The organism is Hymenobacter terrigena (assembly GCF_054776515.1).
Window position 1 is genome coordinate 140,994 of the sequence record NZ_BAAHBU010000005.1, and the last position, 25,120, is coordinate 166,113.

Sequence of the window (25,120 nt, forward strand, 5' to 3'; positions counted from 1 at the left end):
CGAAACGACGGCCCGCATGGATGGGAAGTCGTTCGGATTATTTTATTTTCTGGAAGTACTCGCCCACTTCGCGTTGGTAATACGGGGTCAGGTTCGGGGGTGTACTACGTAATAGTTCGGTCTGGCGTTCTTTGCTGACCTTGTATTTGTCGAATGCTGGCGGAAAGACCGGGGGTTTATACTGAGCGGCTTGGGCTTCGCGCTTGGTGTCTTGGTCGCGCTCGCGGGCCGATTTCTCAACTTCCAGCAGACGGGTGAGGATTTGCTGCTGGCGCATCATCGTTTCCTCGGTGAGGCGCTTGTTCACGAGGTCGGTTTCGGTTTGCTCCATCATTTTCTTGATGTCGCCGGTGCCGCCTCCGCCCTGGTTGCCTTTGCCATCCTTGCCGTTCTGGCCGCCTTCCTTGCCGTCTTTTCCGTCCTTGCTCTGCCCCTGGCCGGGCTGGCCGCCGCCCTGGCCCTGCGAGCCGCCGGGCTTGCCACCCTGCTGGAGCTTGTCGAGCTGCTGCATGGCCTGGCGCAGCATCTGCTGCTGGCCGGCCAGCTTGGCCAGTTCCTGCGACATTTCACGGCCCGATTTGCCCGACTTCGACAACTGCTGAATCTGCTCGTTGAGCTGCTGTTGCATCTTGCCCATGTTGCCGGGGCCGGGCTTGCTGCCCTGGCCCTGCCCTTTGCCCTTGCCTTTTTTCTTGCCGGGCTTACCCTGGCCGTCCTTGGGCTGGCCTTTGCCGGACTGCGCCTCCTGCTGCATCTGGTCGAGGGAGCTTTGCAGCATCAGGGCCAAGTTGTTCATGCTGGTCATGGCCTGCTGCTCGGTGGCCGTGGCCCGGCTCAAATCGCGCTGCTGGATGTGAGTGAGCGACTCGTCCATGCGGCCGTTCATCTCGCCCACCTCGCGGGTCACAAAACTCTGAATCTTGGGCTCCTTCTTTGCCAGGGCGTACAGCGAATCCTGAATAATCTTGGCGTCGTCGCGCAGCTTGCGCTGCGTCTGGCCCAGCTGCACGAAGCGCGGGTCGGACTGGTCCACTTTGCGGAAATCTTTCATCAGCTGCTCCTGGTCGAAGCTCAGCGTCAGGAGGTTGTCCAGGATATCGCGCAGGTCGTCGATGTTCTGCTGGGCCTGGTCGCTCTCCTCCTCGCTCATCTGGTCGCGCATTTTTTGCGCCATTTTCTTCATGCGGGAGGCGGCGCTTTTTTGCTGGCCAGCGGCTTTTTTGTTCTGGTTTTTGCTCAGGCTTTGCTGGCTTTCCTGCATGTCCTGGTCGGTTTGCTCCTGGTCGGGCTTCTGCTCGTCCATGCCGTTCTGGTCGCCGAGCTCCTTATCCATCTGCTTCAGGTCCTGCAGCTCTTTTTTTAGGTCTTCGAACTCCTTTTGGTTTTCGGCCTGCTCCTGTTTCAGTTGCTCCTGCTTGGCTTTCTGCTCCTGGTTCGAAAGCTTGTTGTCGGGGTTTTCCTTATCGTTCTGCGCGGTTTTTTCGGCCAGCTTGTCTTCTTGCTTCGCCAGCTCGTCGAGCTTGTTGGCGGTTTCTTCAGCCTTCTGTTCCAGCTGCATCTGCTTGAACATTTCAAGCGCACGGTCGAGCTCCTTTTGCAAGGTGTCTTCCTTGTTTTCGAGTTGCTGGAGCAGCTTTTGCATCTCCGCGTCGGGCATTTTCTGCTCTTCCAGCAGCTTGCGCAGCTTCTCGTAGAGCTTCTTGGTTTCGGGATCGAGCAGGTCGGCCATCAGCTTTTTCAGCTCCTCGGCTTTCTTGGCCAGCTCCTCGCTTTTGGGGCTGAGCTGGTCTTGCTTCTGCTGCAGCTGCTCGAACATCTTCTGCATCTGCTCCATCTGCTGGTTGAGCTGGTTTTTCTCGTCCAGCATGTTTTCCAGCTGCTTACGGTCCTGAAAGCTCAGGTCGCGCTTGGTCTTCAGCTTGTCCTGCGACTTCGCCAGCTCGCGCTCCAGCTTCTCGCTTTGCTTGGCGGCCTGGCTCATCTGGCTGGCCACCGATTGTGCCTGGGCATTCATCTCCTGCCGCAATTCGCGCCGGCTGGGCAGACGGAATTCGGCCGGCCGTGTGCGCGTGGCTTTGGGGCCATGCACGCCGTCGTTGTCCCAGGCCTCCACGTAGTATTCGAGGCGGTCGCCGGGCTGCATGTTCAGCGCGCCCAGGTTCCAGGTATAGGCGTAGGTACCGGCGCTCTCACGCGGCAGGCCCAGTGGCGTAGCACCCTGGCGGCTAGGGGCCGAATTCGGTCCCTGCCCGGCGCGGCGCAAAGCGTAGTGCAGCTCCAAGCGCGTCAGGCCGTAGTCGTCGCGCACGGTGCCGCCCAGCGCCAGAAAGCGCCGCGTCACGGTATCCGAAAATGCCTCCAGCGTGAGCGTGGGAGGTAAGTCGGGTACGGCCGTGAGCTGGTAGGAAATAGGGTCGCGGTTGAGGCTGGCCGGGTTTTTCAGGCGCAGCAAATACGGCTGCGAGCGCATGATGCGCCGCTCGGCGACGAAGGTGCCATCGTCGCCGGTGGCCGCTAAAGTTTCGTCGGGATTCTGAAAAACCAACTCCAGTTCATCAGTAGCGGCGGTAGCAAATTCCCAGCGCACCGTGCTTCCCTCCGGAACCGTCAGGTTACCGCCATTCTCAATGGTTTCGGCCGGCTTGCCGGTGTAGGGCGGGTAGATAATATTGACTTTGAAATCGCGCAGGTTGGGCCGTTCCAGCACCGTAAGCTGGTATTCGGGCGAAGCAAACCCCGCCCCTTTCAGTTGAAACGTCACATCACCCTGCGGCTGCTCAAACGTGTAGCGGAACTGGTCGCCGTGCCCGGCCACCTTGCTCAGCCGCCGCTCGCCGTCGTTGAAGGCAATGCTGACATCGGCCGGCAAGGCCGCGCCCGCCACGCCCACATTCAGCGTAAAATCCTCGCCCCGAAACGCCGTCAGCTTGGGGTTTTTAATCAAAAACTGAAAAGGCGCGGGCGGCGAATACGCCCGCTTGTAGTGCCAAATCCGCTCGGTGCCCTGGACCAGAAAGCTAGGGTAAAAGGCCAGCAACGCCAACAACACGGCCGCCGGAATCGCGGCGTACTTCCACAGCGGCTTGCTCTGCTGCTGAATGTCGATGCCCTCGGCAAACGAATATTGGCCAAACTGCGCGGCCCGCTGCTCCAAGCTGGCCGCAATCAGGGCGTTGTCGCGGGCCTGGCCCTGCAGCTGCAACGCATTCAGCAGGCGGTCCTGCACTTCCGGAAAAATCTCTCCCACCCGGCGGGCGGCCTGCTCGTCGCTCAGCAGGCGGCGCAAGTTGGTGAGAGCCGCCAGCGGCGTCCAAATCCAGCACGCAAAACTATAAATCGTGAGGCCAATGAAGCCGAACAGCAGCCCGGCCCGCACCACGGTAGGCAAGTACAGGAAGTATTCGAGTCCGTTGAATACCACGAAAAACGTGAGCAGCAGCCCACCGGCCACCAAACCACCACGCACCAGTAGGTTCAGGTAAAACTTGCGCTTGAAGGCTTCCAGCTCCGTCCGTACCCGCGCCAAGGCGGGGTACTCGGCCGCCGCAGCGCCGCGCTCCATCAGCATCGCCATAAATCAGGTCTTAATCGGGAAAGATACATCAGGAGCAGGCTGCTTGGTTCGTTTGTAGCGTGGACTCTGCGAGTCCGCGTTTGGACCGTACAACGCGCAGACTCGCAGAGTCCACGCTACAGCACCTCCACCCAGGCCGGGCAGTGGTCGGAATGCACCACATCGGGCAACAGACCCGCTCCCGTCAGGCGTGGTTGCAGAGCCGCATCGGCCAGCCAATGGTCCAAGCGCCAGCCCACGTTGCGGCCGCGCGAGCCAGCCCGGTAGCTCCACCACGAGTAATGCCCCTCAGCCGGGCCGTGGTGGTGGCGAAAGGTATCGACCAAGCCATCCGCCAAAAAGTCGGCAAACCACTGCCGCTCCTCGGGCGTGTAGCCGGGGCTGTTCTGGTTGGCTTTGGGGTTGTGCAGGTCGATGGCCGTCTGGCAGCAGTTGAAATCGCCGCCGATGAGCAGCGGCGTGCTGCCATCAGCCCGCAGCCGGGCCACGTAGTCGCGAAAAAAATGCAGCCACTCAATCTTGAAGGCCTGCCGCTCCGGCCCGCTGGTACCCGATGGCATGTACGTGTTCAGCACCGACACGTTCTCAAAATCGAGCCGCAGTACGCGGCCTTCGTCGTCGTAGCAACTCTGCCCGCAGCCGTGGATAACGGCCTTTGGCTCCGCCTTTGTGAAGGTGGCCACGCCGCTGTAGCCCGGCTTCTGGGCCGGGTGCATGTAAACGCGGTAGCCCAGCTTCTCGAAGCCCGACACATCCATCGGCTCGCGGCTGGCTTTGATTTCCTGTAAGCACAGCACGTCGGGGGCAGCCTCGGCTACCCAGTCCAGCAGGCCCTTGCTCAGGGCCGAGCGCAGGCCGTTGACGTTGTAAGAAATGATTTTCATAGGTCGTCTCCCGGGTCCAACGCGAAATATTCCAGCACGTGCCACTTCAGCATGCGCTCCTGCTCTTTCAGGTTGGCGAAGGGCACGGGGCGCAGCAGCTTGTAGTGCGGCCAGCCGTCGGCGTCCACGTGCGTCTTCTCGTAGTGGCCGCTGAGGCTGAAAAGCCGGCAGGTGGCAATGTGCATCAGGTCCTGCTTTTCCTCCTTGGTGAAAGTGGTGATGCCCTGGTTCAGCTCCTGAATGCCGATAAGCAGCAGCAGTGCGTTCAGGTCGGGGCGCTTGCCGAAACGCTCCTCCATCTCTACCATCAGGGTTTCCCAACGGGCGTCGAAATCGGCTTCGGCCTCGGGGTGTTCGGCCGGGGCGGTGTCGTTCAGGTCCTCGCTCATGCGGCGGGTTGGCCGTCGTGTTCGGCTTTGTGGGCGGCCAGGGCCGCGCCATCGTGGGCGCCTGCGCCGGCTTCCGATTTCAGGATTTCCCAGTACTCCACCGCGCGGCGGAAGTGTGGAATCACGATGCTGCCGCCGATGATGTTGGCAATGGCAAACACTTCGTAAATCTCCTCGTCGGTCAGCTTCTCCTCGAAGCATTTGCCCACGTGGTACTTGATGCAGTCGTCGCAGCGCAGGACCATGGAGCAGGCCAGGCCCAGCATTTCCTTGGTTTTCACGTCGAGCGCGCCGGCTGCGTAGGTATTGGTGTCGAGGTTGAAAAACCGCTTGATGACCTTGTTGTCGGCTGCCATGATGGTGGCATTCATCCGCTGGCGGTACTCGTTGAATTCGGTTACTTGGGACATTTTTAGAGAAGGGAAATGGGAGGCCTGTCATGCAGAGCGCAGCGAAGCATCTTTACTGAGGTACTAACTCAAGTCGTAACAACGAAGCGGTAAAGATGCTTCGCTGCGCTCTGCATAACGGGCGAATTCCAGCTACATTGCTTCTCCAAAATTACTCCCAAACCCTTCCCCCACTCTACCGTATGTTCCGCACCCTATGGGCCGATTTCCTCGGCCTCATCTACCCCCGCCTGTGCCTGGCTTGCCGCGAGCCGCTCGTGACCGGCGAAAACCACCTCTGCACCGGCTGCCGAGCTGAGCTGCCGTACACCGACTTCCACCTGCTGCCGCCCGACCAGAACCCGCTCGGCCGCCGTTTCTGGGGCAAGCTGCCCATTCGCCACGCCCTGAGCTACCTGCGCTTCGTGCGCCACGGCCGGGTGCAGCACCTGCTCCACGAGCTCAAGTACCAGGGCCAGCGCGACGTGGGCACCGCGCTTGGCCAACTCTACGGGGCCGAACTGCACGCTGCCGGCCTGGCTACCGATTTCGACCTCATCATCCCCGTGCCGCTGCACCCGCGCAAGCTGGCCAAGCGCGGCTACAACCAGGCCGCCGCCTTCGCCACCGGCCTGGCCGAGGGCTTGAAAGTGCCAGCCGCCAACACCGCTCTGCGCCGCACCACCAACACCAAAACCCAAACCAAAAAGAACCGCGCCCAGCGCTGGGAAAACGTGGCCACGGTCTTTGAAGTAGAAAACCCCACGTCGATTATCGGCCGCCGCGTCCTCATCGTCGACGATGTGCTTACCACTGGCGCTACTCTGGAAGCCTGCGGCGCGGTGCTGCTGGCGGCTGGCGCATCCGAGGTCAGCATCGCGGCCATCGCCTGCGCGGATAGGTAAATCTCCAATCATCCGAAAAGCATAAGCCATAAAAAAAGGCTGCTCCTGATTCAGGAGCAGCCTTTTTTGCTTTGTCGAATCGATTACTTGTTCGAGCCGGCGTTAATCATTGCGCAACGGAAACCGATGGTTGCCGTGGCCGAATCCTCGGCCATGAAGCGGCGCGTACCGGGCGAGAGCCAGTAGGCCACATCGCGCCACGAACCGCCTTTGTACACGCGCACGTGGTCGTCAATCAACGACTGGTAGCCTTTCTTGTCGTACTTCTCGGCCGGGTCACCCACGCCGTTGCGACGGAAGGGGTTCAGGTCTTCCACATCCTGGAACGACAGGGGACGGTACACGTCCTGCACCCACTCGTTCACGTTGCCGGCCATGTTGTAGAGGCCGTAATCGTTGGGCGGGTAGGCATACACCTGCTCCGTAATCATAGCGCCGTCGTTCAGGCTACCGGCGATGCCGGCGTAGTCACCCCGGCCCCGCTTGAAGTTAGCCAGGAACTGGCCCTGCTTGCGGCCGTAAGCGTTGCGGGTCGATTTGCCATCCCAGGGGTAAATGCGCTTCTCCTCCTGGTTTTCGTTGCCCACTTCCTGGGTGCCCACGAGGGCCTGAGCGGCGTATTCCCACTCAGCCTCGGTGGGGAGGCGGTAGTTGGGCAGCGTGTTGCCGTTTTCGATGGAAGTGCTGTTTTTGCCAGTAGCCAGAGCGCCAGCAGCACCGGCAGTGCCTTCGGCACCGGCAGCAGCGCCTTTGTCTTTTTTCTTGCCAAACAGGCCGCCTTTGCCGCCCTTGCTGTCGCCGCCGGCCGCGAGGCGCTCGTTCACCTTGGCAGTACGCCAGGTGCAGTAGTCATCGGCCTGCAGCCAGCTTACGCCCACCACGGGGAAGAAGCGGAAGCCGGGGTAACGCAGGTAATACGTCACGTAGGGGTCGTTGAACGACAGGTCGCGCGCCCACACCGTGGTGTCGGGCAGGGCCGACTTGTAAAACTCTTCGGCCGAGTCGGTGCGGATGAAGTGCAGGTATTCGAGCCAGTGAATGTTAGCTACTTCGGCTTCGTCCATGTAGAACGAGGCGATGGTGACCGTGCGCTCGATGTTGTCGTGCGTCATGGTCACGTCTTCCTCCTGCGAGCCCAGCACCGTACGGCCACCTTCGATAAACACGAGGCCGGGGCCTTCGGGGATTTTCTTGAAGTTGGCTACCGACATGCCCTTCTCGGTATTGTACTCGATACCCGTCGTAGAGGAATATTTACCAGGGTTCGTGGCCGTAGCCGGACCCTTTTTGCCACAGCCGGCAAGGGCTACCGCCCCCACCAAGACTAAGCGTAGATAATTATTTAATTTCATAACAAAGTTAAAACCAGTATGGGTGAGGAGGGGTTAGCTAGCGCAATTAGGACGCAATAATACAAAATATTAAAATACCGGGCAAGGAGATGCCGGATAAACGCGCCTTTTTAGGCGACGATGGGCATTTTCCAATCGGTCAAATGCCCGCAACGCCAGTGTGACCTCATGGGCACCGCCCAAATCGGCACTTAGACGGCTTAGGCCCACATCGTAGCTGTAGCCCAAGCGCAGGCCACCGGCCTGAATGCCCGCCACCGCAGCCAGTACGTGTTGGGGGCTAACGCTGCCCGGTACCGAAATATTGCGATACACCGCGCCGAGCGTAACGGGGGAGGCCATGAGATATACGCCGGTTTCGATGCGCTGCGAGCCGCCCTGGCGCGTGTAGGCCGCCACCGGCGTGTAGCTCACCTCGCGGGTGGCTATTCCTGGCCCGGGCTTAATAACGAAGAACTTATAGCCGCCGGAAATACTCAGCGAAAGCGGGAGCTGGCTCTGCTGGCGGAAGCCCAGGTCGGGCTGGTTGAGGTGCTGGCCGGCCAGGCTAATCCAGCCCTGCTCGGAATACACCACCACGCCGGTGCCCACGCTGAAATAGTTGACGGGCACAAAATCCAGGGCCTCGGCCGAGGGGCCGCCCACGCTGCCGTCTTCCCGAATCTGGTCGCCGAACACGAAATTGTCATATCCCACGCGCTGGCGGCCGTAGCTGGTGCGCAGGCCGCCGCTTAGGGCTACTTTTTCGGTGAGGCGGGTGTGGTAGGCGTAGAGGCCGCCGATTTCGAGGCGGGTGTAGCCCACCGAGCCGGTGCGGTCCTGGTTGATAAGCAGGCCAAGGGCGTGGTGCTGGCCCGGCGTGTTGAGGCGCAGGTCGGCCCCGAGCTGGGTGCTGACGAAGGAGCCCGCCAGGCTGGGAAACTGGTTGCGGTAGCTTAGCGTGGCACTATAATCATCGACCAAACCCGTAAAAGCCGGGTTGGTGTGCAGCCGGGTGGCAAAAGGCTGCGAAAAAAACACGTCCTGCGCATGTGCGCCGCCGGTGGTGCCTGCAGCCAGCAGCCCGGCCAACGTAGCAGGACGTATTAGCTTGCTAAACAATGAGGAAGGAGGCAGTGGCATACGGACCGGCATAACGCCAAGCCAGCGCAAATTAGTGCGCCGGTATGGCGAAGATACGGCCCGGCCTACCCAAGCCCGGAACGGCCGAGGCTCATTTTTGCAGCACTTTCACGCTCAGGCGGCGGTTCATGGCACGGCCTTCCTCGGTGGCATTGGAGGCGATGGAGTAATTGGGTCCGTAGCCGCGGGCGTCGAGGCGGCTGGGGCTGATGCCCATCTCGACCAGGCTGGCCCAGGCGGCGCGGGCGCGGGCTTCGCTCAACGCCTTGTTTACTTTATAAGTACCGGTGTCGTCGGTGTAGCCGCCGAGCTTGACGCGAGCCTGGGGGTAGGCGCGCAGCAGCGCAGCAATGTTGCGCAACTGGCTGATGGATTCGGGCGTGAGTGTGGCCTTGCCGGCTTCAAAAAATACCCGGTCGAAATTGTACCAGCCCCGGGTCAGGTCCACGGTGTCGACCTGCACTTGCGGGTCGTTCAGAAAGCGGAATAGGTAGTTTTCGGTGGAGTTGGTTCCCACGTTTGTAATGGCCCCGCTGTTGGGCAATTTGAGGGTAATGGGCTGGCCGGTCTCGTAGAAGTAGTTGCCGGTTTTGGCATCGAAATGGCCAGGCACAATGGGGTCAGCTACGTGGGGCGTGGGCCGGCGGGCCGGGTAGCGCGGATACCGCGAAGCCGCCGGTGCAGCTGAAGTGGCCGGGCCAGCTGCAAGTGACGAAGGTGCGGAAGCTACTGGAGGAGCCGGCTGCGCAACTGTTGCTGCCAGATTCGGGGCCGGTATGGCCGGAGTCTGGGTACTGGCTACGTGCGTGGCTGCTGGCTTGGTATTGGCCACGGTGCGGCCAGGGTGCGAAGAACTGATGAGGTCTGTCACGAGCACGGGGCCACCCACCACGGCTTCGTTAGCCAGGGCCAATGTGGGCGTGGTAGAGGCGTTGTTGCGGTTGGTACTGGCTTTGGCCGGTGCGTCGCTGAGCTTGTTCAGGGTGACGGTGAAGTTGGCCGTTTTGCCGTTTTCGAGAAAGATATTCTCAACCGTTTGTGGGCGATAGCCACCCTCCCCCACCCGTATCAGGTACGGGCCGCCCACCGCCAGATTGGCCACCGCGAAGTGGCCCGCTGCATCGGTGGCCGCGGCGTGGCGCACGCCCGATGGCAGGTGAATGACCGTGATGGCTGCACCCGGTAAGGGCGCCTGCGAGTCGGTTTGTACGCTACCCGTCACGCTCATGGGCGAGGTTTGAGCCAGTGCGGGCTGGGCCGTTCCTAATAGCCACCCTAGTACAACCGAAGAAATAGCAGGTAAAAAATGCGTCATACGAATGCAGAAGAGGTAGCGCTGACTGCTTGTGTTTGAAGTAAATATTTGACTATTAACTTAATAAATTAACATCAATACTTATAATCAGGTCACCTTGCGAATGACTTGGATAACTATCTGACGCTAAATTATAAACCTGTAACATTCAGTTCACGCCAAAGATAGTGCAAAAATGTGTTTAGAATAATTAGGTAATTATTTATAAGTAATCTAATCCTGCAGTTATGCTTTTCTAATGTCATTTCCTGTTTCGGGAATGGGGTGGCTGGCCCGGCTGGCCAACAGCTCTGGCGTCGCAAAAACCAACTGTTGAGCCAATACCCGTTATTACTGCTCTATTAAAAAGGCATGCTCGTCGATTTGGCCTCAAACTGTGGCACAGGCAGCGTTTTACCTTTGTTGCGATTAATCCATTTAAGAGGACTTGCTATGCGAAAGATTTTGTTGGGGTTGCTGGCTTTGGTTATCGTGCTGGTGGTGGCGGCCGTGGCGGCGCCGTTTCTATTCAAAGACAAGCTGCGGGCCCTGGCCGACAAGCAGATTGCCCAGCGCGTGCGGGCCAAGGTGCTCTACAATCCGGCCGATATCGACGTGAGCGTGTTCCACTCTTTCCCGGATTTGACGCTGGACATCAAGAACCTGCGCGTGATTGGGCTCGACTCGTTCAGCCGCGACACGCTGGCCTACCTGCCCAGCCTGCGCGTGGGCCTGGACGTGATGACGGTGATAAAGGGCCAGGAAATCAAGATTAACGACGTGGAGCTGGAGCGGCCCGACCTGAGCCTGCGCCGCCTGAAAAGCGGCCGCGCCAACTGGGACGTGGTGATTTCGGACTCGGCCGCTGCGGCCAAGGGCCAGGATACCAGCCAGGTGAGCCTGGCCATCAAGGGTTGGAAGCTGACGGACGCGCATTTGCGCTACGAGGATTTGACCCTCCCCTTCCGCATGGAGGCGCGCGGCGTGAACCACAGTGGCAGCGGCGACTTCGCCAGCAACGTGTTCGATATGAAGTCGCAGACCACGGCCGCCGACCTGGACATGACTTACAACAACGTGGCCTACGTGACGGACAAGAAGCTCGACGCCGACGTGACGCTGAATATGGACCTGAACAAGAACCTGTACACGTTCAAGGATAATAAATTCAAGCTCAATGATTTTCCGTTCAGCTTCGCTGGGGCTATTGGCCTGCCGAATGCGACGGACATTACCTACGACATCACATTTAAGGCGCTGGAAACGGATTTCAAAACCCTGCTTAGCCTGGTGCCGGGTGCGTATACCGACAAGTTCAAGAACATTGAAACCAGCGGCAAAGTGGCATTTGATGGCTTTGCGAAAGGCACCCAGACCGCTACGCAGCTGCCTGGCTACGGCGTGAACCTGACCGTGACCAATGGCCAGTTCAAATACCCCGAGTTGCCCCGCGCGGCCAAGAATATCAACCTGAAAATGCAGGTGAGCAACCCCACGGGCGTGACCAATGATGTGAAAGTCAATATCCCACAGTTTCACCTCGACCTCGGCCCCGACCCGGTGGATGGCAACATTGCCATCGATGGCCTGAACCCGATGAAGGTCGATGGCCGCGTGAAAGCCAATGTGAACCTGGAGGAAGCCCTAAAGGTGTACCCGGTGAAGGACTTGGCCATGCGCGGGCAGTTTTTTGTGGACGGCACGGCGAAAGGCACCTACTCAAAAACGCAGATGCCGGTGGTGAACGCGGCCATTCGGCTGAGCAACGGCTTTGTGAAATCGGCCAAATTCCCGGCTCCGATTGAGAATATTAACCTCAGCGGTACGGTGGTGAATACTACAGGCCAGGTGAACGATACCCAGATAAACCTGCCGCAGTTCCGGATGGTGCTGGAGGGCGAGCCGCTGGAAGGCCGCCTTACGGCCCACAACATCGACAAGCCGGTGTTCGACACCAACGTGCGCGGCACGGTGGATTTGACCAAAATCACGAAGATTTTCCCGCTGCAGGGCATGACCGTGACGGGCCGCGTGGCCGGCGACATTGCCGCCAAGGGCAACATGGCCGACGTGGAAGCCGGCCGCTATCAAAACGTGGTGGCCAGCGGCACCGTGAAGGCCACCAACGTGACCTACAAGAGCAAAGACCTGCCGCAGGGGGTGAAAATCAACAGCGGCACCGCAACGTTTAATAACAACCAAATTGCGCTGCAAAACGTGAACGGCATGGCCGGCAGCTCCGATTTTGCGGCGTCGGGCACCATCAGCAACTACCTGGGTTATTTGTTCACACCGGGGCAGTCCCTTAAGGGCAACCTGACGGTTAACTCACACAATTTCAACGTGAACGAGTGGATGGTGGACGAGGTGTCGGCCAAGCCCACGGTGGCGGCTACGGGCGGCAAGGCACCAGCCAAAGCGGAAGGCGTGCTGCAGATTCCGAAATACTTTGACCTCGTGCTGAACAGCCACGTTGATAACGTGACGTACGACAACCTGAAACTGACCGACGCCAAAGGCGTGGTGACGGTGAACGACCAGACGGCCACGCTCAAGAACCTGACGTTTAACACGCTGGGCGGCAGCTTCGGCACTACGGGCAGCTACAGCAGCAAGGATTTAGCGCACCCGAAATTTAATTTCGGGCTGAACATCAACAACCTGAGCTTCCAGAAAGCCTTCTCGGCGTTCAACACCATCAAGACGCTGGTGCCGCTGGCCAGCCAGGTGGAGGGCGTGTTCGGCACCAACTTCAATGTGAGTGGCGAGATGGGGCCGGATATGTTCCCGAACCTGGCCACGCTGAGCGGCAAGGGCATTTTCGACGTGGTGAAAGCGGCCATCAACCAATCGGAGGTGATGACCAAGATTGCCAGCCTGACCACACTGCCCGAGCTGAAAACGCTGGTGGTGGTGGATAAGAAAATCCAGGCCAACATTGTGAACGGCAACCTGGTAGTGCAGCCATTTGACCTGACCATTGGCGACGTGAAGATGAACATCGGCGGCTCGAACAGCCTGGCTGGCGTGCTGTCCTACGTCACGGCCCTGAACGTGCCCACCGGCCGGCTCGGCACGGCCATGAGCAGCCAGCTCACCCGCCTCACGGGCGTGAGCAACATTCAGGGCACCGACCGCGTGACGCTGGGCCTGAACATCGGCGGCACTGTGAAGGCGCCGGTGGTGAAGCTCACCAGCGGCAGCATGAAGGACCAGGGCAAGGCGCTGGTGCAGAACGTGGCCAAGCAAAAAGCCCTCGACCTGCTGGGTCTCAAGCCCCGCACCGTGAGCAAGGAGGACAGTGTGCGCCGCGCTGGCCAGACCGCCGAGGAAGCCGCCGCCCAGGCCGAGCTCGACAAAAAGCAGCAGCGCATCGACGCCGCCAACAAGGCCAAGGAGCAATTGGCCAAAGGGTTCAACAGCCTCTTCAATAAGCCGAAACCCAAACCGAAAGCCGTGGAGCCGGCCGATACCACCAAGCCCTAGCCTTGGCCGGAAGCAACTTTGGCCAAATTGTTGGAGTAGAAGCCCCGACTATCTGATTGATAGTCGGGGCTTTGTATTAATTCAATAATCAACTAACACTAACACTAACGCTATGATGTTCAAACGCCTGCTTCCCCTCACTGCCATTGCCCTGCTGGGCCTGGCGGGCTGCTCCAAGAGCTCCGACGAAAACGCCAACACGTCCAAGCTCGAAGTGCGGCTGATGGACGCGCCCGGCGACTTCAGCGCGGTGCTGCTCGATGTGCGCCAGGTGGAAGTGCACCTCAAGGACGAAGGCGACCCAGACGGCTGGAAAACGCTGAACTTCACCCCCCGCGCCATCAACGTGCTGGAGTACGTGAACGGGAATTCGGCGCTGCTGGTGAACGACGATTTTGCTCCCGGCGACCTCAAGGAAATCCGCCTCATCCTGGGCCCGAATAGCTACGTGATTGGCCGCGATGGCCAGCAGTACGACCTGAAAACGCCCAGCGGCCAGACCTCCGGCGTGAAGCTGAAGCTGGAAAAAGCCACCCTGAAGCTGCGCGAAACCTACCAGCTGCTGCTTGATTTCGACGTAGCCAAGTCCATTGTGGAGCGCGGCAACTGGAAGCCGGGCAACGACAAAAAGGAGCGGTACCTGCTCAAACCCGTCATTCGGGTGGTGGCGCAGGACCTGCGCGCCGGCCTGCACGGCACGGTGAACCCCGCGGCGGCCCGGCCCCAGATTCTGGCCATCCGCACTTCAGGCCTGCTCGCGCCCGATACGGTGAGCACGGCGGCCGATGCCTCGGGCGAGTTCCGGATAAGCGGTTTGGCGGCGGGTTCTTATCGGGTGGAATTCTTCCCGACGACCACGGCCCCCAGCGGCCAGCCGAGCTACCAGAACAAGGTACTGACGGGCGTGACCATCGTCAGCGACCAGGTGAAAGAGCTGGGCACCACTTCCTTGAATTAGACGGCTAGCATCTCACCTAACGAAAAGCCCCAACCCGCAACGGTTGGGGCTTTTTGTTACCGGCAAGGAGCCACACAGCAGCAGTTGAATAGGAACATCCGTCAGGCTTCGGCAGGCTCAGCATAGCCGTTCAACACATAATAAAAAGCTGCTTATCCTAAAAATTAAAAGCGGATTAATGGGTAGTTAAAAGGGGATTAATTCGGAAAAAGCGTGCAACAAAGGGCAGGAAAGGGCCATTTATGTGCTGAAAACGGCGGCCCAGGTGCTGGGTCAGCCGGATGCATTAACCCTTTTTTCACCCTGTTTAAATGGCTTCATACGCTAGTACTTTGCCGCCGCCCACCCCGTGGCAACGACTGACGCGGATGCTCGACACCGAGCGCAAAACGATTCGTCACATCATCTGGTACGCCGTGGTGGCGGGCATTGTGAGCTTGTCGCTGCCGTTGGGCACGCAGGCGGTTTTCAACTTGGTTTCGACGGGCGCCGTGTTCGGCTCTACTTACCTGCTGATTGGCGTGGTGGTGGGCGGCGTGCTGCTGGCCAGCATCCTGCTCATCGGGCAGCTCACGATGGTAGAAGCCATCGAGCAACGCCTGTTCGCCAAGGCCGCCATCGAGTTTGCCTACCGCCTGCCGCGCATCAAGCCCGAGGCGCTCGAAGGCCAGAACCCGCAGGAGCTTGTGAACCGCTTCTTCGACGTGCTTACGGTGCAGAAGGGCCTTACCAAGCTGCTGATTGACTTGATGTTTGCCGGCATGCAGATTCTGTTTGGGGCGTTAGTGCTGGCGTTCTACCACCCCATTTTTATTGCGCTGGGCCTGTTCATCATCATCGCCCTGATACTCACCTACGCACTGAATTACCAACGGGCACTACGCACCAGCATCGCCGAATCGGCTTATAAATACGAACTGGTGGACTGGCTGGAACAGGTGGCCGGCCGCCTGCCCGAAGTGCGCACCAACAACGCCCAGGCCGACGATGCCCTGACCCGCACCGATGAGCTGACCGCCGGCTACCTGCACGCCCGCAACGCCCACTTTCAGGTGCTGAAAACCTACTACGGCTACGCCGCCGGCCTGCGCACGCTGCTCACGGCCGGCCTGCTGATTGCGGGCACGCTGTTCGTGGTATCGCGCCAAATGACCTTGGGGCAATTCGTTGCGGCCGAAGTGCTTATCGTGCAAATAAGTGCTTCCATTGAGAAGCTGATGACGGGCGTCAGCACCATTTTCGATATTCTCACCGGGGTGGAAAAAATGGCCGCCGTCACCGACCTACCCCTCGACCCCCATCACGCCGCCATCAGCCATGCTTAACCTCTCGAACCAACACGTAGCCGAGGGGGTGTGGGAAAAAGTGCCCCGCAAATCACGTCCCGAACTATTGCGCATCCAGGGCAGCCGCCGGCTCGGTCGCATCCTGCTGGTGGTGGGCCTGCTGTTTCTGATAGCGCTGTTTCTGCCCTGGCGCCAAACCATTTCCGGCACGGGCACCCTCACCGCCCTCACCCCGCAGGACCGCCCCCAGACCGTGCAGAACCAGATTGCGGGCCGCATCGAGCACTGGAATGTGCGCGAGGGCCAGTTCGTACGCAAAGGCGACACGCTCCTCACCATCTCCGAAATCAAGGACGAATACTTCGACCCCAACCTACCCGAACGCCTGCGCGAGCAGCTGGCCGCTAAGCAGGCCAACGTGGATGCATACGGGGCTAAAATAGTCGCCACCGACCAGCAGATAGCCGCGCTGGGCGCTACGCTGCAAGTGCAGCTGGAATCGGCCCGCAACAAGGTGGAGCAGGCCGCTAACTACCTCAACATTGACCGGGCCGACCTGGTAGCGGCCAGCAACTTCTACGAAACTACCCGCGCCCGGCTGGCCCGCTACGAGGAAGGCTACAAAAACGGCTTGTTCTCGCTCACCGACATCGAAACCCGCCGCCTCAAGCTGCAGGAAGACCTGGCCAAGGTGACCTCGGCCCGCAACAAGGTAGCCAGCAGCGAGCAGGCGCTGGCCAATGCCCGTATCGAACTGAGCAACCTGCGCGCCAAGTACGCGCAGGACCTCGCCAAAGCTCAATCAGACCGAAGCACGGCCGTGTCGAGCCGCGCCAGTTCGCAAGGGGAAGTAGCTACCACCCGTAACAAAATCAGCAACGTGGAAGTCCGCCGTGGCCTGTACGTGGTGCGCGCCCCCCAAACGGGCTACGTGGTGCGCGCCCTGAAGGCCGGCATCGGCGAAACCATTAAAGAAGGCGAATCCATTGCCACGCTGCAGCCCGAGGCGCCGTTGCTGGCGGCCGAAATCTACGTGCGGGCCATGGATGTGCCGCTCATCCAGCGCGGGCGGCAGGTGCGGCTGCAATTCGATGGCTGGCCGGCCATTCAGTTTTCGGGCTGGCCATCGGCGGCGGTGGGCACGTTCGGCGGCTTCGTGTCGGTGATTGACGTGGTGAGTAGTTCGGGCGGTAAGTATCGCCTGCTGGTGCGCCCCTCCCAGCCACAGCCCGGCGACAAGCCCTGGCCCCGGCAGCTCCGTCTGGGCTCGGGCGTGCAGGGCTGGGTTATTCTGGATTCGGTGCCGGTGTGGTACGAAATCTGGCGGCAGCTCAACGGTTTCCCTCCCACCCTGCAAGCCGAGCCCGACGAGGCACCCGTGAAAGGCAAGTAAGAACAGTGCAGGGGCAGGGCAAGCCCTGTCCCTGCACTGTTCTACTTATTAATACGAATTCTATAAATCAAGATGTTATCCATCATATTCAACACGTTCTTCCAACCAAAAAACAGTAGCTGCGGGTTGCTGCTGTTGCTCAGCCTGACGCGCCCTGCCTTGGCCCAGGACTCTCCCCTGCCCACCCGCCGCTCGGGCCTCGAAAAAGCGCCGCTCCAAACCACACAACTGGACATCGTCCGGCCCGGCGATACGGTCAAGGTATTCTCCTTGCAAAACCTGGCCGATTTGGTGTTTGCCAATCATCCCATCGTGAAGCAAGCGGCCTTGCTCAGCGACGAGGCCCGCAGCCAGGTGCTGCAGGCTCGCGGCGGCTTCGACCCCAAGCTGGGCTCCGATTTTCACCGCAAGCAGTTCGGCGGTACCGACTACTACAACAACTGGGACAATGAACTGAAAATCCCTCTCTGGCCCGGTGGCATCGACCTGAAAGCCAGCTACGACCGCAGTGTGGGCACCTACGTCAACCCCGAAACCCGCACGCCCGCCAACGGCCTGGCGGGCATCGGCTTGTCGGTGCCCATCGGGGCGGGGCTGCTGATTGACGCCCGCCGCAGCACCCTGCGCCAGGCCCGCGTGATGCAAAACGCCGCCGAGGCCGACCGCGTGAAGCAGATAAACGAAGTGTGGCTACAGGCCGCCAAGGACTATTGGACCTGGTACTACACCTACCAGCAGGCCGCCCTCATCCAGGAAGGCGTGGCGCTGGCCAACCGCCGCTTCCAGGGCACTGCCCGCCGCGCCGAGCTGGGCGACCAAGCGCCCATCGACTCCGTAGAGGCCCAAATCACGGTGCAGGACCGTCAGGTGCAGTTCGAACAATTGCGCGTAGAGCTGCAAAACGCCCGCCTCATCCTCTCCAACCACCTCTGGACCAAGGATGGCCAGCCCGCCGAGCTGCCCACCTATGCCGCCCCGCAAGCGCCGGCGCTCGACAGCGTGAGCCCCGCCGAGCGCGACCGCCTCGCTGACCTGGCCGCTACCCAGCACCCCACGCTGCGCAAGCTGGAAGCCAAAATCAGCCAGCTTGGCATCGAGGAGCGCTACCGCCGCGAGATGCTCAAGCCCAAGCTCAACGTGAGCGGCGTGCTGCTCAGCCAAGGCAATTTTTACCAGCCCGAAGTGCCCGCCTACTACAATTTTGGCCGCGACAACTATAAGGTGGGCGTCGATTTCACTTTCCCGCTGTTCCTGCGCGCCGAGCGCGGCAAGCTGCAATACACCCGCATTCAGGTAAAGGAAACCACCCTGGAGCGCCAGCAAAGCCAGCGCACTATCGTGACGCAGGTCAACACTGTGTATAACGCCCTGCGGGCCTACGAGCGCCAGCTCGCGCTCCAGGCCCAAACCATTGCCAATCAGCGCCTCCTGCTCCAGGCCGAGCTACAAAAATTCGAGTTGGGCGAAAGCACCATCTTCCTCATCAACGCCCGCGAAACCAAGCTCATTGAGTTGCGCGTCAAGCAGGAAAGCCTGCGTGCCAGCTACGAAAAGTCGCGGGCCGAGCTGTATTACTACGCCGGCACGCGGTCGGTGGATGGAGGGAAGCCTGACGAGCTGTAGCGCGGACTCGCAGAGTCCACGCTACAGCTCGTCAGGCTTCCTTTACTGCCAGCCGCCGCCCAATGCCCTATATAGATTTACGCTTTGCAGCATCAGCGCCTGGCGGGCCTCCGCAAGGCTCAGCTCTGCTTCGAGCACGCTGCGCTGGGCAGTAATGACTTCCAGATAAGAGGCGTAGCCGGCCACGAATAAGTCGTTGGACGTAGCCACGGCGCTGGTGAGCTGTTCTACTTCGCGGGCCCGCAGGTTGGCCACGGCCTGAAAATTTTCGAGCCCTTGCAGGCCCACCACCACTTCGCGGAAGCCGGTTTGTAGCGCCTGCTGGTAGCGGTAGTAGCCCTCATAGTTGTTGGCCACGGCCTCGCGGAAATCGGCCCGGTACTGAGCGCGGTTGAAAATAGGCCCGGTGAGGCCCGCCACCGCGCCGTACACCACCGAGCCGGGGTCGAGCAAAAGATTGGCGCGGAAGGCGTTGAGGCCCACGTAGGGCGTGAGGGTAAGGCTGGGGAGGAAGGCCGCGCGGGCGGCGTCTGCGTCGGCACGGCTGGCTTGCAGTTGCAGCTCGGCCTGGCGCACGTCGGGGCGGCGCAGCAGGGCCGTAGCAGGCAGCCCCGCCGATAGCTTGGTGGGCAGGCCCGACTGGTTGGGCAGCGCCGGCCCGCGCCGGATGGGCTGCGGGTAGCGCCCCAGCAGCTGGTTGAGCTGGGTTTCGGTTTCGGTGATGCGCTGGCGGGTTTCGTAGGCCAGGCTTTCGGTGCGCAGAGCCTGGGCGGCAAACTGCTGCACGGCCAGCTGGGTCACGCGCCCGGCTTCTTTCTGCACCTTAATGAGGCGTAAGCCTTCCTGCTGGAAGCGGGCGTTGCGGAGCAGAATGGCGAGTTGATTGTCCAGCGTCAGCAGCTCGTAGTAGGCGCGGGCCACGTCGGCCACCAGGTTGGTCACCACCAGGTTGCGGCCCTGTTCCGAGCCTAGTACGCGCAGGTAGGCCGCCTTGCGGCGGCTGCGCAGCTTGCCCCAAAGGTCGATTTCCCAGGAGCTGCGCAGGCCCACGAATAGGTCGGGCGTGAGGTTGGTGGGCACCCGCTGGTTGTCGACAATATTCTGCGAGAGGTTGGTGTCGTAGTTGCCCACGCCCGTCATGGTGTACTTGCCGTAGCGGTCCAGCGCGCCCGTGCCCGTGGCCGACACCGTGGGAAACAGCGCCCCGCGCCGGGCCAGGTACTGCGCCTGGAAGGCTTCCACGCGTTGCACGGCCACCCGCAAATCCAGGTTCTGGCGCAGGGCCGTGTCGATGATGCCCGCCAGCACGGGGTCCTGGAAAAACTGCCGCCACGGCGTGCTGCCTACGCTGAGGGTATCGGTGGCGGGCGTGGTGGGGTTGAAGGCTTTGGGTGTGGCGGGGCTGGCCGCCGGGCCGCCAGGCGCGGCCACGCGGCAGCCGGCAGCGAGGAATAGGACGAGGGCAGCGTTTAGAAAGCGCATGAGATTGGTTGTTCTGTCGGTTCGCCCCATGAGGTTTCGGTGGGAAGGCACGGCGGCGCGAGCGATGTAGCGTGGACTCTGCGAGTCCGCGCATGGGCGGTTAGTTAAAGGTTTCTTTCAAGCGAGGCGCGGACTCGCAGAGTCCACGCTACAATCCCCCTCTCCGGTCAATGCGCCACCAGCTCCTTTTTTTCTATCACCTCCGCATCTGCTTCCAGATTCTTCGGCTTCTCGAAGCTGGCAAACAGCACGTACAGGCCGGGAATCAAGACCATGCCGAAGACGGTGCCGATGAGCATGCCGCCCGCCGCGGCCGTGCCGATGGAGCGGTTGCCCAGGGCGCCGGCGCCGCTGGCTACCACCAGCGGAATCAGGCCGGCGATGAAGGCGAAGGAGGTCATCAGAATCGGACGGAGGCGGGAAACGGCGCCTTGCACGGCGGCTTCCAGCACGGTGGCCCCGGCGCGGCGGCGCTGCTCGGCAAACTCGATGACGAGGATGGCGTTTTTGCCCAGCAAACCAATAAGCATCACCAGTGCCACCTGGGCGTAGATGTTGTTTTCGAGGCCCAGGAGTTTCAGACTGACGAAGGTGCCGAAGATGCCGGTGGGCAAGCTCAGCAGCACCGGCAGCGGCAGCAGCAGGCTTTCGTACTGGGCGGCCAGCAGCAGGTACACGAAAATGAGCACGATGCCGAAGACGTAGAGGGCCTGGTCGCCGCTCAGGATTTGCTCGCGGGTCATGCCGCTCCACTCGTAGCTGAAGCCTTTGGGGAGCACCTTGGCGGCCACTTTTTCGATGGCCGAAATGGCGTCGCCCGAGCTGTGACCGGCGGCGGCATCGCCGTTAATCATGGCCGAGGTGTACATGTTGTAGCGCGTGAGCTGGTCAGGACCGAACACGCGCTCCAGCTTCACGAAGGTGGAAAAGGGCACCATCTCGCCGCGGTTGTTTTTTACGTGCAGGGCCAGCAGGTCGTCGGGGCGGCCGCGGTACTCGGGGCTGGCCTGCACCATCACCTTGTACATCTGGCCGAAACGGATGAAGTTGGAGGCGTAGTAGCTGCCCAGCAGCGTTTGCAGGGTGCTCATGGCGCGGTCCACGGTCACGCCTTTTTTGGCGGCCATGTCCTGGTCGACGTGGATGAGGTACTGCGGGAAGTTGGGGTCGAAGCCGGTGAACGCACCGTTGATGGCCGGCTCCTTTTGCAGCGCCGCCAGGAAGGTTTTGGAGGCCTGGGCCGTCTTCTGCAGGTCGCCGCTGCCCGTCTTGTCCAGCAGGCGGAACTCGAAGCCGCTGCTGTTGCCAAAGCCCGGCACCGTGGGCGGCGGCAGAAACTGAATCTCAGCATCGGCAATGCCTTTGGTCTTGTCTTCCAGTTCTTTAATGAACTCTGAGACCGACTGCTCCCGCTCGTCCCAGGCCTTGAGGTTAATCATGCCCATGCCGTAGCTGGAGCCCGCCACCTCGTTTACCAGGCTGTAGCCAGCCAGCGTCGAAACCGATTCTACCGGTTTGAGCTTCTGGGCAATGCGCTGCACCTGGGCCAGCACGGCCTCGGTGCGCTCCACGGTGGCCCCGGCCGGTGTGGTCACGTTGATGTACACCATGCCCTGGTCCTCGGTCGGGATAAAGCCCGAGGGCAGAATCCGGCTGACGCCCCAGGTGGCCCCGAAAAATAGCAGCAACACCCCGATGGTCACCACGCGGCGCCCGGCAATGCCGCCCAGCAGGCGCTGGTAGCCACCGGCCAGGCCTTCATACTTTTTGTTGAAGCTTTTGAAAAACCGGCCCAGCAAGCCCGTGCGCTCGCCCTCGTGCGTCTTGAGCATGAGCGCGCACAGCGCTGGCGTCAGCGTCACGGCATTCACGCCCGAAATGACAATGGCAATGGCCAGCGTAAGCGAAAACTGCCGGTAGAACACACCCACCGGCCCTTCCATAAACGACACTGGAATAAACACCGCCGACATCACCAAGGTAATGGCAATCAGGGAGCTGCTGATTTCGTGCATGGCCTCGAAGGTTGCGCTGCGAGCATCCATGTGCTTCTCCTCCATCTTGGCATGCACGGCCTCCACCACCACAATGGCGTTATCGACCACGATGCCAATGGCCAGCACCAACGCGAAGAGCGTGAGCAGGTTAATGGAGAAACCCAGCATCTGCATGAAGGCCAGCGTGCCGATGAGGGCCACCGGCACCGCCAGCGCCGGAATCAGTGTGGAGCGCCAGTCCTGCAAAAACAGATACACAATGATGAACACCAGCACGAAGGCCTCCACCAGCGTGCGCAGCACCTCGTGAATACTGGCATCGAGAAAGCGCGACACATCGTAGGCGATGCTGTATTTCATGCCGGGCGGGAAGCTGGTTTTTTGCAACTCGGCCATGCGGTTTTTCACGTTCTCGATGACCTCGCTGGCATTCGAGCCCGGCCGCTGCTTCAGCATGATAGCCGCCGAGGGCTGTCCGTCGTTCTTCGACGACATGCCGTAGGTGAGGGTGCCAAATTCCACGTCGGCCACCGCCTTCAGGCGCAGCACCGAGCCGTCGGGATTCGAGCGAATAACGATGTTGCGGTACTGCTCGGGCTCGAAAAACTTGCCGGTGTAGCGCAGCACGTATTGCAGCTGCTGGGCCTTGCCGCCCGAGCTTTCGCCCGATTTGCCAGGCGCCGCCTCCACGTTCTGGGCCCGGATGGCTTCCACAATTTCGTCGGTGCCCACCTCGTAGGCCGCCATACGGTCGGGCTTAAGCCACACCCGCATCGAGTATTCCCGCGAGCCCATAATCTCGGCAAAGCCCACGCCATTGATGCGCTTGAGCTCCTGCAACACGTTGATATCGGCGAAGTTGTAAATGAACTGCTCGCCGGCCGACTTGTCATCGCTCGTGATGTTGAGGTAGAGCAGCATGGAGTTTACCTCCTTCTCCGTTGTCACCCCGGCCTTGATTACTTCCTCCGGCAACTCGTCAATTACCGTCGTCACCCGGTTTTGCACGCCCACGGCGGCCAGGTCGGGGTCGGTGCCCACCTCGAAGAATACCGTGATGAGCGTGACGCCGTTGTTGGAGCTCACCGAGTTCATGTAGGTCATGCCCGGCACGCCGTTGATGGCGCGCTCCAGCGGCGTGGCCACGGCCTTGGCGCACACCTCGGCGTTGGCCCCGGTGTACCGGGCCGTCACGGTCACCGAGGGCGGCACAATGTCGGGGAACTGCGTGATAGGCAGTGTGAACAGCGCCAGCCCGCCCAGCAGCACCAGGAAAACGGAAATCACCAGCGAAAGAATCGGCCGGCGGATGAAGATGTCGAACATAAGCAGTAGCGTGGACTCTGCGAGTCCGCGTTTAGGCGGATTGAGTATTGATTAGAAGGTCATGCAGAGCGTAGCGAAGCATCTTTACTGCAACAGTAAATGATTACTGGTGGCGGGCAAGATGCTTCGCTACGCTCTGCATGACCTTCTTTTAATCAGATGATTGACTTACTGCGCTGCCACGGCGGCCGTATCGAGCAGCACGGTTTTGATGTTGATTTTCTGTTGGTCGTGGAGTTCCGGCGCTCCTTCGTACACTACTCGCTCGCCAGCTTTCAGGCCCTCTTTCACCACGTAGAAATCGCCCAGCCGCGTTTGCGGCTTGAAGCTGCGGGTGTGCGTCACACCCGCCTGGTCCACCACGTACACAAAATTTTGGTCCTGAATCTCGAACACCGCTTTCTGCGGCAGCAGCAGCGCCGAGGGCAACTGGTCGGTCAGCCGGACTTTGCCCGAAGCGCCGTGTTTCAGCAGGCGGTCGGGGTTGGGAAAGCGGGCACGCAGGGCAATGGAGCCGGTGTTGGGATTGAACTCGCTTTCAGCTGTTTCGATATGGCCCATTAGGGGGTACACTTCGCCGTTGGCCAGCGTGAGGCGCACCGAATCGGAGTGCAGCTCGGGGTGCTCGCGCCGGGCCTTGGTATAGTTCATGTAGCTGCCCTCGGCCACATCGAAGTAGGCAAACACGGCGCTCAAATCCGATACCGTGGTGAGCAGGGTGCCCTCCTCCACCACGCTGCCCATTTTGAGCGGAATGCGGTCAATCACGCCATCAAATGGGGCGCGCACCAGCGTGTAGCTCAGGCTTAGGCGAGCGGCGGCCTCCCCGGCGCGGGCGTCGGCCACGCGGGCATCGGCCTCGCGTATCTTGCTGTTGGTGAGCTTTAACTCGGTCTTGGCAATGACGTTTTTATCGACCAGCAGGCGCACCCGGTCGCTTTCCACACGCACGGCGGCGGCCTGGGCCTGAGCACTGGCGACGGCCGCCTGGGCCTGGCTCAGCTTGTTGCGGTAGGCGCTGGCGTTGATGCGGAACAGCGGCTGGCCTTTCTTCACAGGCTTGCCCTCGTCCACATAAATGTGCTCCAAAAAGCCCGCCACCTGGGCTCGCACTTCCACGTTGCGCACGGCCTGGATATCTGCTACATAATCACGGTGCAGGCTCTGGCTGGAGGTTTTCAGCGTTACTACTGGCACCTCCGGTGGGACCTCAGCAGTATCTTTTTTGGCCTTGGCCGAGCAGCCGCTGAGGCCTGCTGCCAGCAGCCCCGCCGCGGCGGTCAGCGCAAAAGAGGGAAGAAAAGAGCGGCGCAAGAAGAAGTGCATGGGAGAAGAATGAGCAAACAGAAGCCAGCGGCCCGTTAGTGGGCCGTGGCGGTAGCCGTGGGCACGGCGTTAGAAAGTGCGGGGCGAAGGGCCAGCAGGCTGTCCTGCTGCTGGTGGGAGGCCTGGCAGCGCGCCAGCAGCCGCTGCGTGAGGCGCAGGTCAGCTTCGGTTTCCTGCAAGTCGTCGCAGTCGACGGCGAGTGCAGGCGTTTTATATAGTAGAAAGCCATTGAGGCCCAGCGACAACGCCAAGGCCCCAGCCAGGAGCAAAACCAAGAAATTAAAGGGCCGGAGTTGGGAGGACATTGTCGTTTGCGGTGGTGGCAACTGCCCGC

The 25,120-nt window shown here is 60.8% G+C and carries 17 protein-coding genes; 6 read left to right on the forward strand and 11 right to left on the reverse strand.

All coding sequences use genetic code 11. The features are described from left to right. Positions 1-37: 37 nt before the first annotated feature. The 4 genes from ACYU7Q_RS19865 to ACYU7Q_RS19880 all read right to left on the reverse strand — a co-directional run bounded on the left by ACYU7Q_RS19865 (position 38) and on the right by ACYU7Q_RS19880 (position 5,257). Complete coding sequence (locus tag ACYU7Q_RS19865) at positions 38-3,574, reverse strand: DUF4175 family protein (protein WP_460611200.1); 3,537 nt, start codon at positions 3,572-3,574, stop codon at positions 38-40. Positions 3,575-3,690: 116 nt separating this feature from the next. After that, on the reverse strand, positions 3,691-4,458 hold the full coding sequence (locus tag ACYU7Q_RS19870; RefSeq protein ID WP_460611201.1) for an exodeoxyribonuclease III: 768 nt from the start codon (positions 4,456-4,458) through the stop codon (positions 3,691-3,693). Next, a complete protein-coding gene (locus tag ACYU7Q_RS19875; RefSeq protein WP_460611202.1) occupies positions 4,455-4,847 on the reverse strand; it encodes a hypothetical protein in 393 nt (130 codons plus the stop codon). The genes ACYU7Q_RS19870 and ACYU7Q_RS19875 overlap by 4 nt, the downstream gene beginning before the upstream one ends. Then, positions 4,844-5,257, reverse strand: a complete 414-nt coding sequence (locus tag ACYU7Q_RS19880) for a carboxymuconolactone decarboxylase family protein (RefSeq protein WP_201977755.1) — start codon at positions 5,255-5,257, stop codon at positions 4,844-4,846. The genes ACYU7Q_RS19875 and ACYU7Q_RS19880 overlap by 4 nt, the downstream gene beginning before the upstream one ends. A 182-nt stretch (positions 5,258-5,439) precedes the next feature. Between ACYU7Q_RS19880 and ACYU7Q_RS19885 the strand changes: the two genes are divergently transcribed. Further along, positions 5,440-6,141: a ComF family protein gene (locus ACYU7Q_RS19885; protein WP_460611203.1), complete on the forward strand. Its 702-nt coding sequence runs from the start codon at positions 5,440-5,442 to the stop codon at positions 6,139-6,141. An 83-nt stretch (positions 6,142-6,224) separates the two neighbouring features. Here ACYU7Q_RS19885 and ACYU7Q_RS19890 read toward each other — a convergent pair whose 3' ends face one another. From ACYU7Q_RS19890 to ACYU7Q_RS19900, 3 genes are all read right to left on the reverse strand, one after another. Further along, positions 6,225-7,493, reverse strand: a complete 1,269-nt coding sequence (locus tag ACYU7Q_RS19890) for an SUMF1/EgtB/PvdO family nonheme iron enzyme (protein ID WP_460611204.1) — start codon at positions 7,491-7,493, stop codon at positions 6,225-6,227. 69 nt (positions 7,494-7,562) lie between these two features. Next, positions 7,563-8,594: a PorP/SprF family type IX secretion system membrane protein gene (locus tag ACYU7Q_RS19895; RefSeq protein ID WP_460611205.1), complete on the reverse strand. Its 1,032-nt coding sequence runs from the start codon at positions 8,592-8,594 to the stop codon at positions 7,563-7,565. 112 nt (positions 8,595-8,706) lie between these two features. Continuing rightward, a complete protein-coding gene (locus ACYU7Q_RS19900) occupies positions 8,707-9,930 on the reverse strand; it encodes an OmpA family protein (protein ID WP_460611206.1) in 1,224 nt (407 codons plus the stop codon). Between the two features lie 432 nt (positions 9,931-10,362). On the opposite strand from ACYU7Q_RS19900, the gene ACYU7Q_RS19905 reads away from it, so the two are divergent. The 5 genes from ACYU7Q_RS19905 to ACYU7Q_RS19925 all read left to right on the forward strand — a co-directional run bounded on the left by ACYU7Q_RS19905 (position 10,363) and on the right by ACYU7Q_RS19925 (position 18,655). Continuing rightward, positions 10,363-13,395 carry an AsmA family protein gene (locus ACYU7Q_RS19905; RefSeq protein ID WP_460611207.1) on the forward strand — a complete coding sequence of 1,011 codons (3,033 nt, stop codon included), beginning with the start codon at positions 10,363-10,365 and terminating at the stop codon, positions 13,393-13,395. Between the two features lie 112 nt (positions 13,396-13,507). Then, on the forward strand, positions 13,508-14,353 hold the full coding sequence (locus tag ACYU7Q_RS19910) for a DUF4382 domain-containing protein (protein WP_460611208.1): 846 nt from the start codon (positions 13,508-13,510) through the stop codon (positions 14,351-14,353). Between the two features lie 311 nt (positions 14,354-14,664). Next, the gene (locus tag ACYU7Q_RS19915; protein ID WP_460611209.1) at positions 14,665-15,678 is read left to right on the forward strand and encodes an ATP-binding cassette domain-containing protein; all 1,014 of its coding nucleotides are present in this window, start codon (positions 14,665-14,667) and stop codon (positions 15,676-15,678) included. Further along, entirely contained in the window at positions 15,671-17,032 is a 1,362-nt protein-coding gene (locus tag ACYU7Q_RS19920; protein WP_460611210.1) for an HlyD family secretion protein, read from the forward strand. Before ACYU7Q_RS19915 ends, ACYU7Q_RS19920 begins: the two co-directional genes overlap by 8 nt. 72 nt (positions 17,033-17,104) lie before the next feature. Beyond that, positions 17,105-18,655: a TolC family protein gene (locus ACYU7Q_RS19925; RefSeq protein ID WP_460611211.1), complete on the forward strand. Its 1,551-nt coding sequence runs from the start codon at positions 17,105-17,107 to the stop codon at positions 18,653-18,655. Between the two features lie 42 nt (positions 18,656-18,697). Here the strand turns inward: ACYU7Q_RS19925 and ACYU7Q_RS19930 are convergent, their stop codons facing one another. The 4 genes from ACYU7Q_RS19930 to ACYU7Q_RS19945 form a co-directional block, all read right to left on the reverse strand. After that, positions 18,698-20,137: an outer membrane factor lipoprotein domain-containing protein gene (locus ACYU7Q_RS19930; protein WP_460611212.1), complete on the reverse strand. Its 1,440-nt coding sequence runs from the start codon at positions 20,135-20,137 to the stop codon at positions 18,698-18,700. Between the two features lie 167 nt (positions 20,138-20,304). Further along, on the reverse strand, positions 20,305-23,460 hold the full coding sequence (locus ACYU7Q_RS19935) for an efflux RND transporter permease subunit (RefSeq protein WP_460611213.1): 3,156 nt from the start codon (positions 23,458-23,460) through the stop codon (positions 20,305-20,307). A 168-nt stretch (positions 23,461-23,628) separates the two neighbouring features. Beyond that, positions 23,629-24,786: an efflux RND transporter periplasmic adaptor subunit gene (locus ACYU7Q_RS19940; protein ID WP_460611214.1), complete on the reverse strand. Its 1,158-nt coding sequence runs from the start codon at positions 24,784-24,786 to the stop codon at positions 23,629-23,631. Positions 24,787-24,821: 35 nt separating this feature from the next. Continuing rightward, complete coding sequence (locus ACYU7Q_RS19945) at positions 24,822-25,091, reverse strand: hypothetical protein (protein ID WP_460611215.1); 270 nt, start codon at positions 25,089-25,091, stop codon at positions 24,822-24,824. Between the last annotated feature and the right edge of the window lie 29 nt (positions 25,092-25,120).

Coding starts and splice junctions, on each gene's coding strand:
- ACYU7Q_RS19865 (WP_460611200.1), bottom strand. CDS start 3,574: ATGGCGATGCTGATGGAGCGCGGCGCTGCGGCGGCCGAGTACCCCGCC.
- ACYU7Q_RS19870 (WP_460611201.1), bottom strand. CDS start 4,458: ATGAAAATCATTTCTTACAACGTCAACGGCCTGCGCTCGGCCCTGAGC.
- ACYU7Q_RS19875 (WP_460611202.1), bottom strand. CDS start 4,847: ATGAGCGAGGACCTGAACGACACCGCCCCGGCCGAACACCCCGAGGCC.
- ACYU7Q_RS19880 (WP_201977755.1), bottom strand. CDS start 5,257: ATGTCCCAAGTAACCGAATTCAACGAGTACCGCCAGCGGATGAATGCC.
- ACYU7Q_RS19885 (WP_460611203.1), top strand. CDS start 5,440: ATGTTCCGCACCCTATGGGCCGATTTCCTCGGCCTCATCTACCCCCGC.
- ACYU7Q_RS19890 (WP_460611204.1), bottom strand. CDS start 7,493: ATGAAATTAAATAATTATCTACGCTTAGTCTTGGTGGGGGCGGTAGCC.
- ACYU7Q_RS19900 (WP_460611206.1), bottom strand. CDS start 9,930: ATGACGCATTTTTTACCTGCTATTTCTTCGGTTGTACTAGGGTGGCTA.
- ACYU7Q_RS19905 (WP_460611207.1), top strand. CDS start 10,363: ATGCGAAAGATTTTGTTGGGGTTGCTGGCTTTGGTTATCGTGCTGGTG.
- ACYU7Q_RS19910 (WP_460611208.1), top strand. CDS start 13,508: ATGATGTTCAAACGCCTGCTTCCCCTCACTGCCATTGCCCTGCTGGGC.
- ACYU7Q_RS19915 (WP_460611209.1), top strand. CDS start 14,665: ATGGCTTCATACGCTAGTACTTTGCCGCCGCCCACCCCGTGGCAACGA.
- ACYU7Q_RS19920 (WP_460611210.1), top strand. CDS start 15,671: ATGCTTAACCTCTCGAACCAACACGTAGCCGAGGGGGTGTGGGAAAAA.
- ACYU7Q_RS19925 (WP_460611211.1), top strand. CDS start 17,105: ATGTTATCCATCATATTCAACACGTTCTTCCAACCAAAAAACAGTAGC.
- ACYU7Q_RS19930 (WP_460611212.1), bottom strand. CDS start 20,137: ATGCGCTTTCTAAACGCTGCCCTCGTCCTATTCCTCGCTGCCGGCTGC.
- ACYU7Q_RS19935 (WP_460611213.1), bottom strand. CDS start 23,460: ATGTTCGACATCTTCATCCGCCGGCCGATTCTTTCGCTGGTGATTTCC.
- ACYU7Q_RS19940 (WP_460611214.1), bottom strand. CDS start 24,786: ATGCACTTCTTCTTGCGCCGCTCTTTTCTTCCCTCTTTTGCGCTGACC.
- ACYU7Q_RS19945 (WP_460611215.1), bottom strand. CDS start 25,091: ATGTCCTCCCAACTCCGGCCCTTTAATTTCTTGGTTTTGCTCCTGGCT.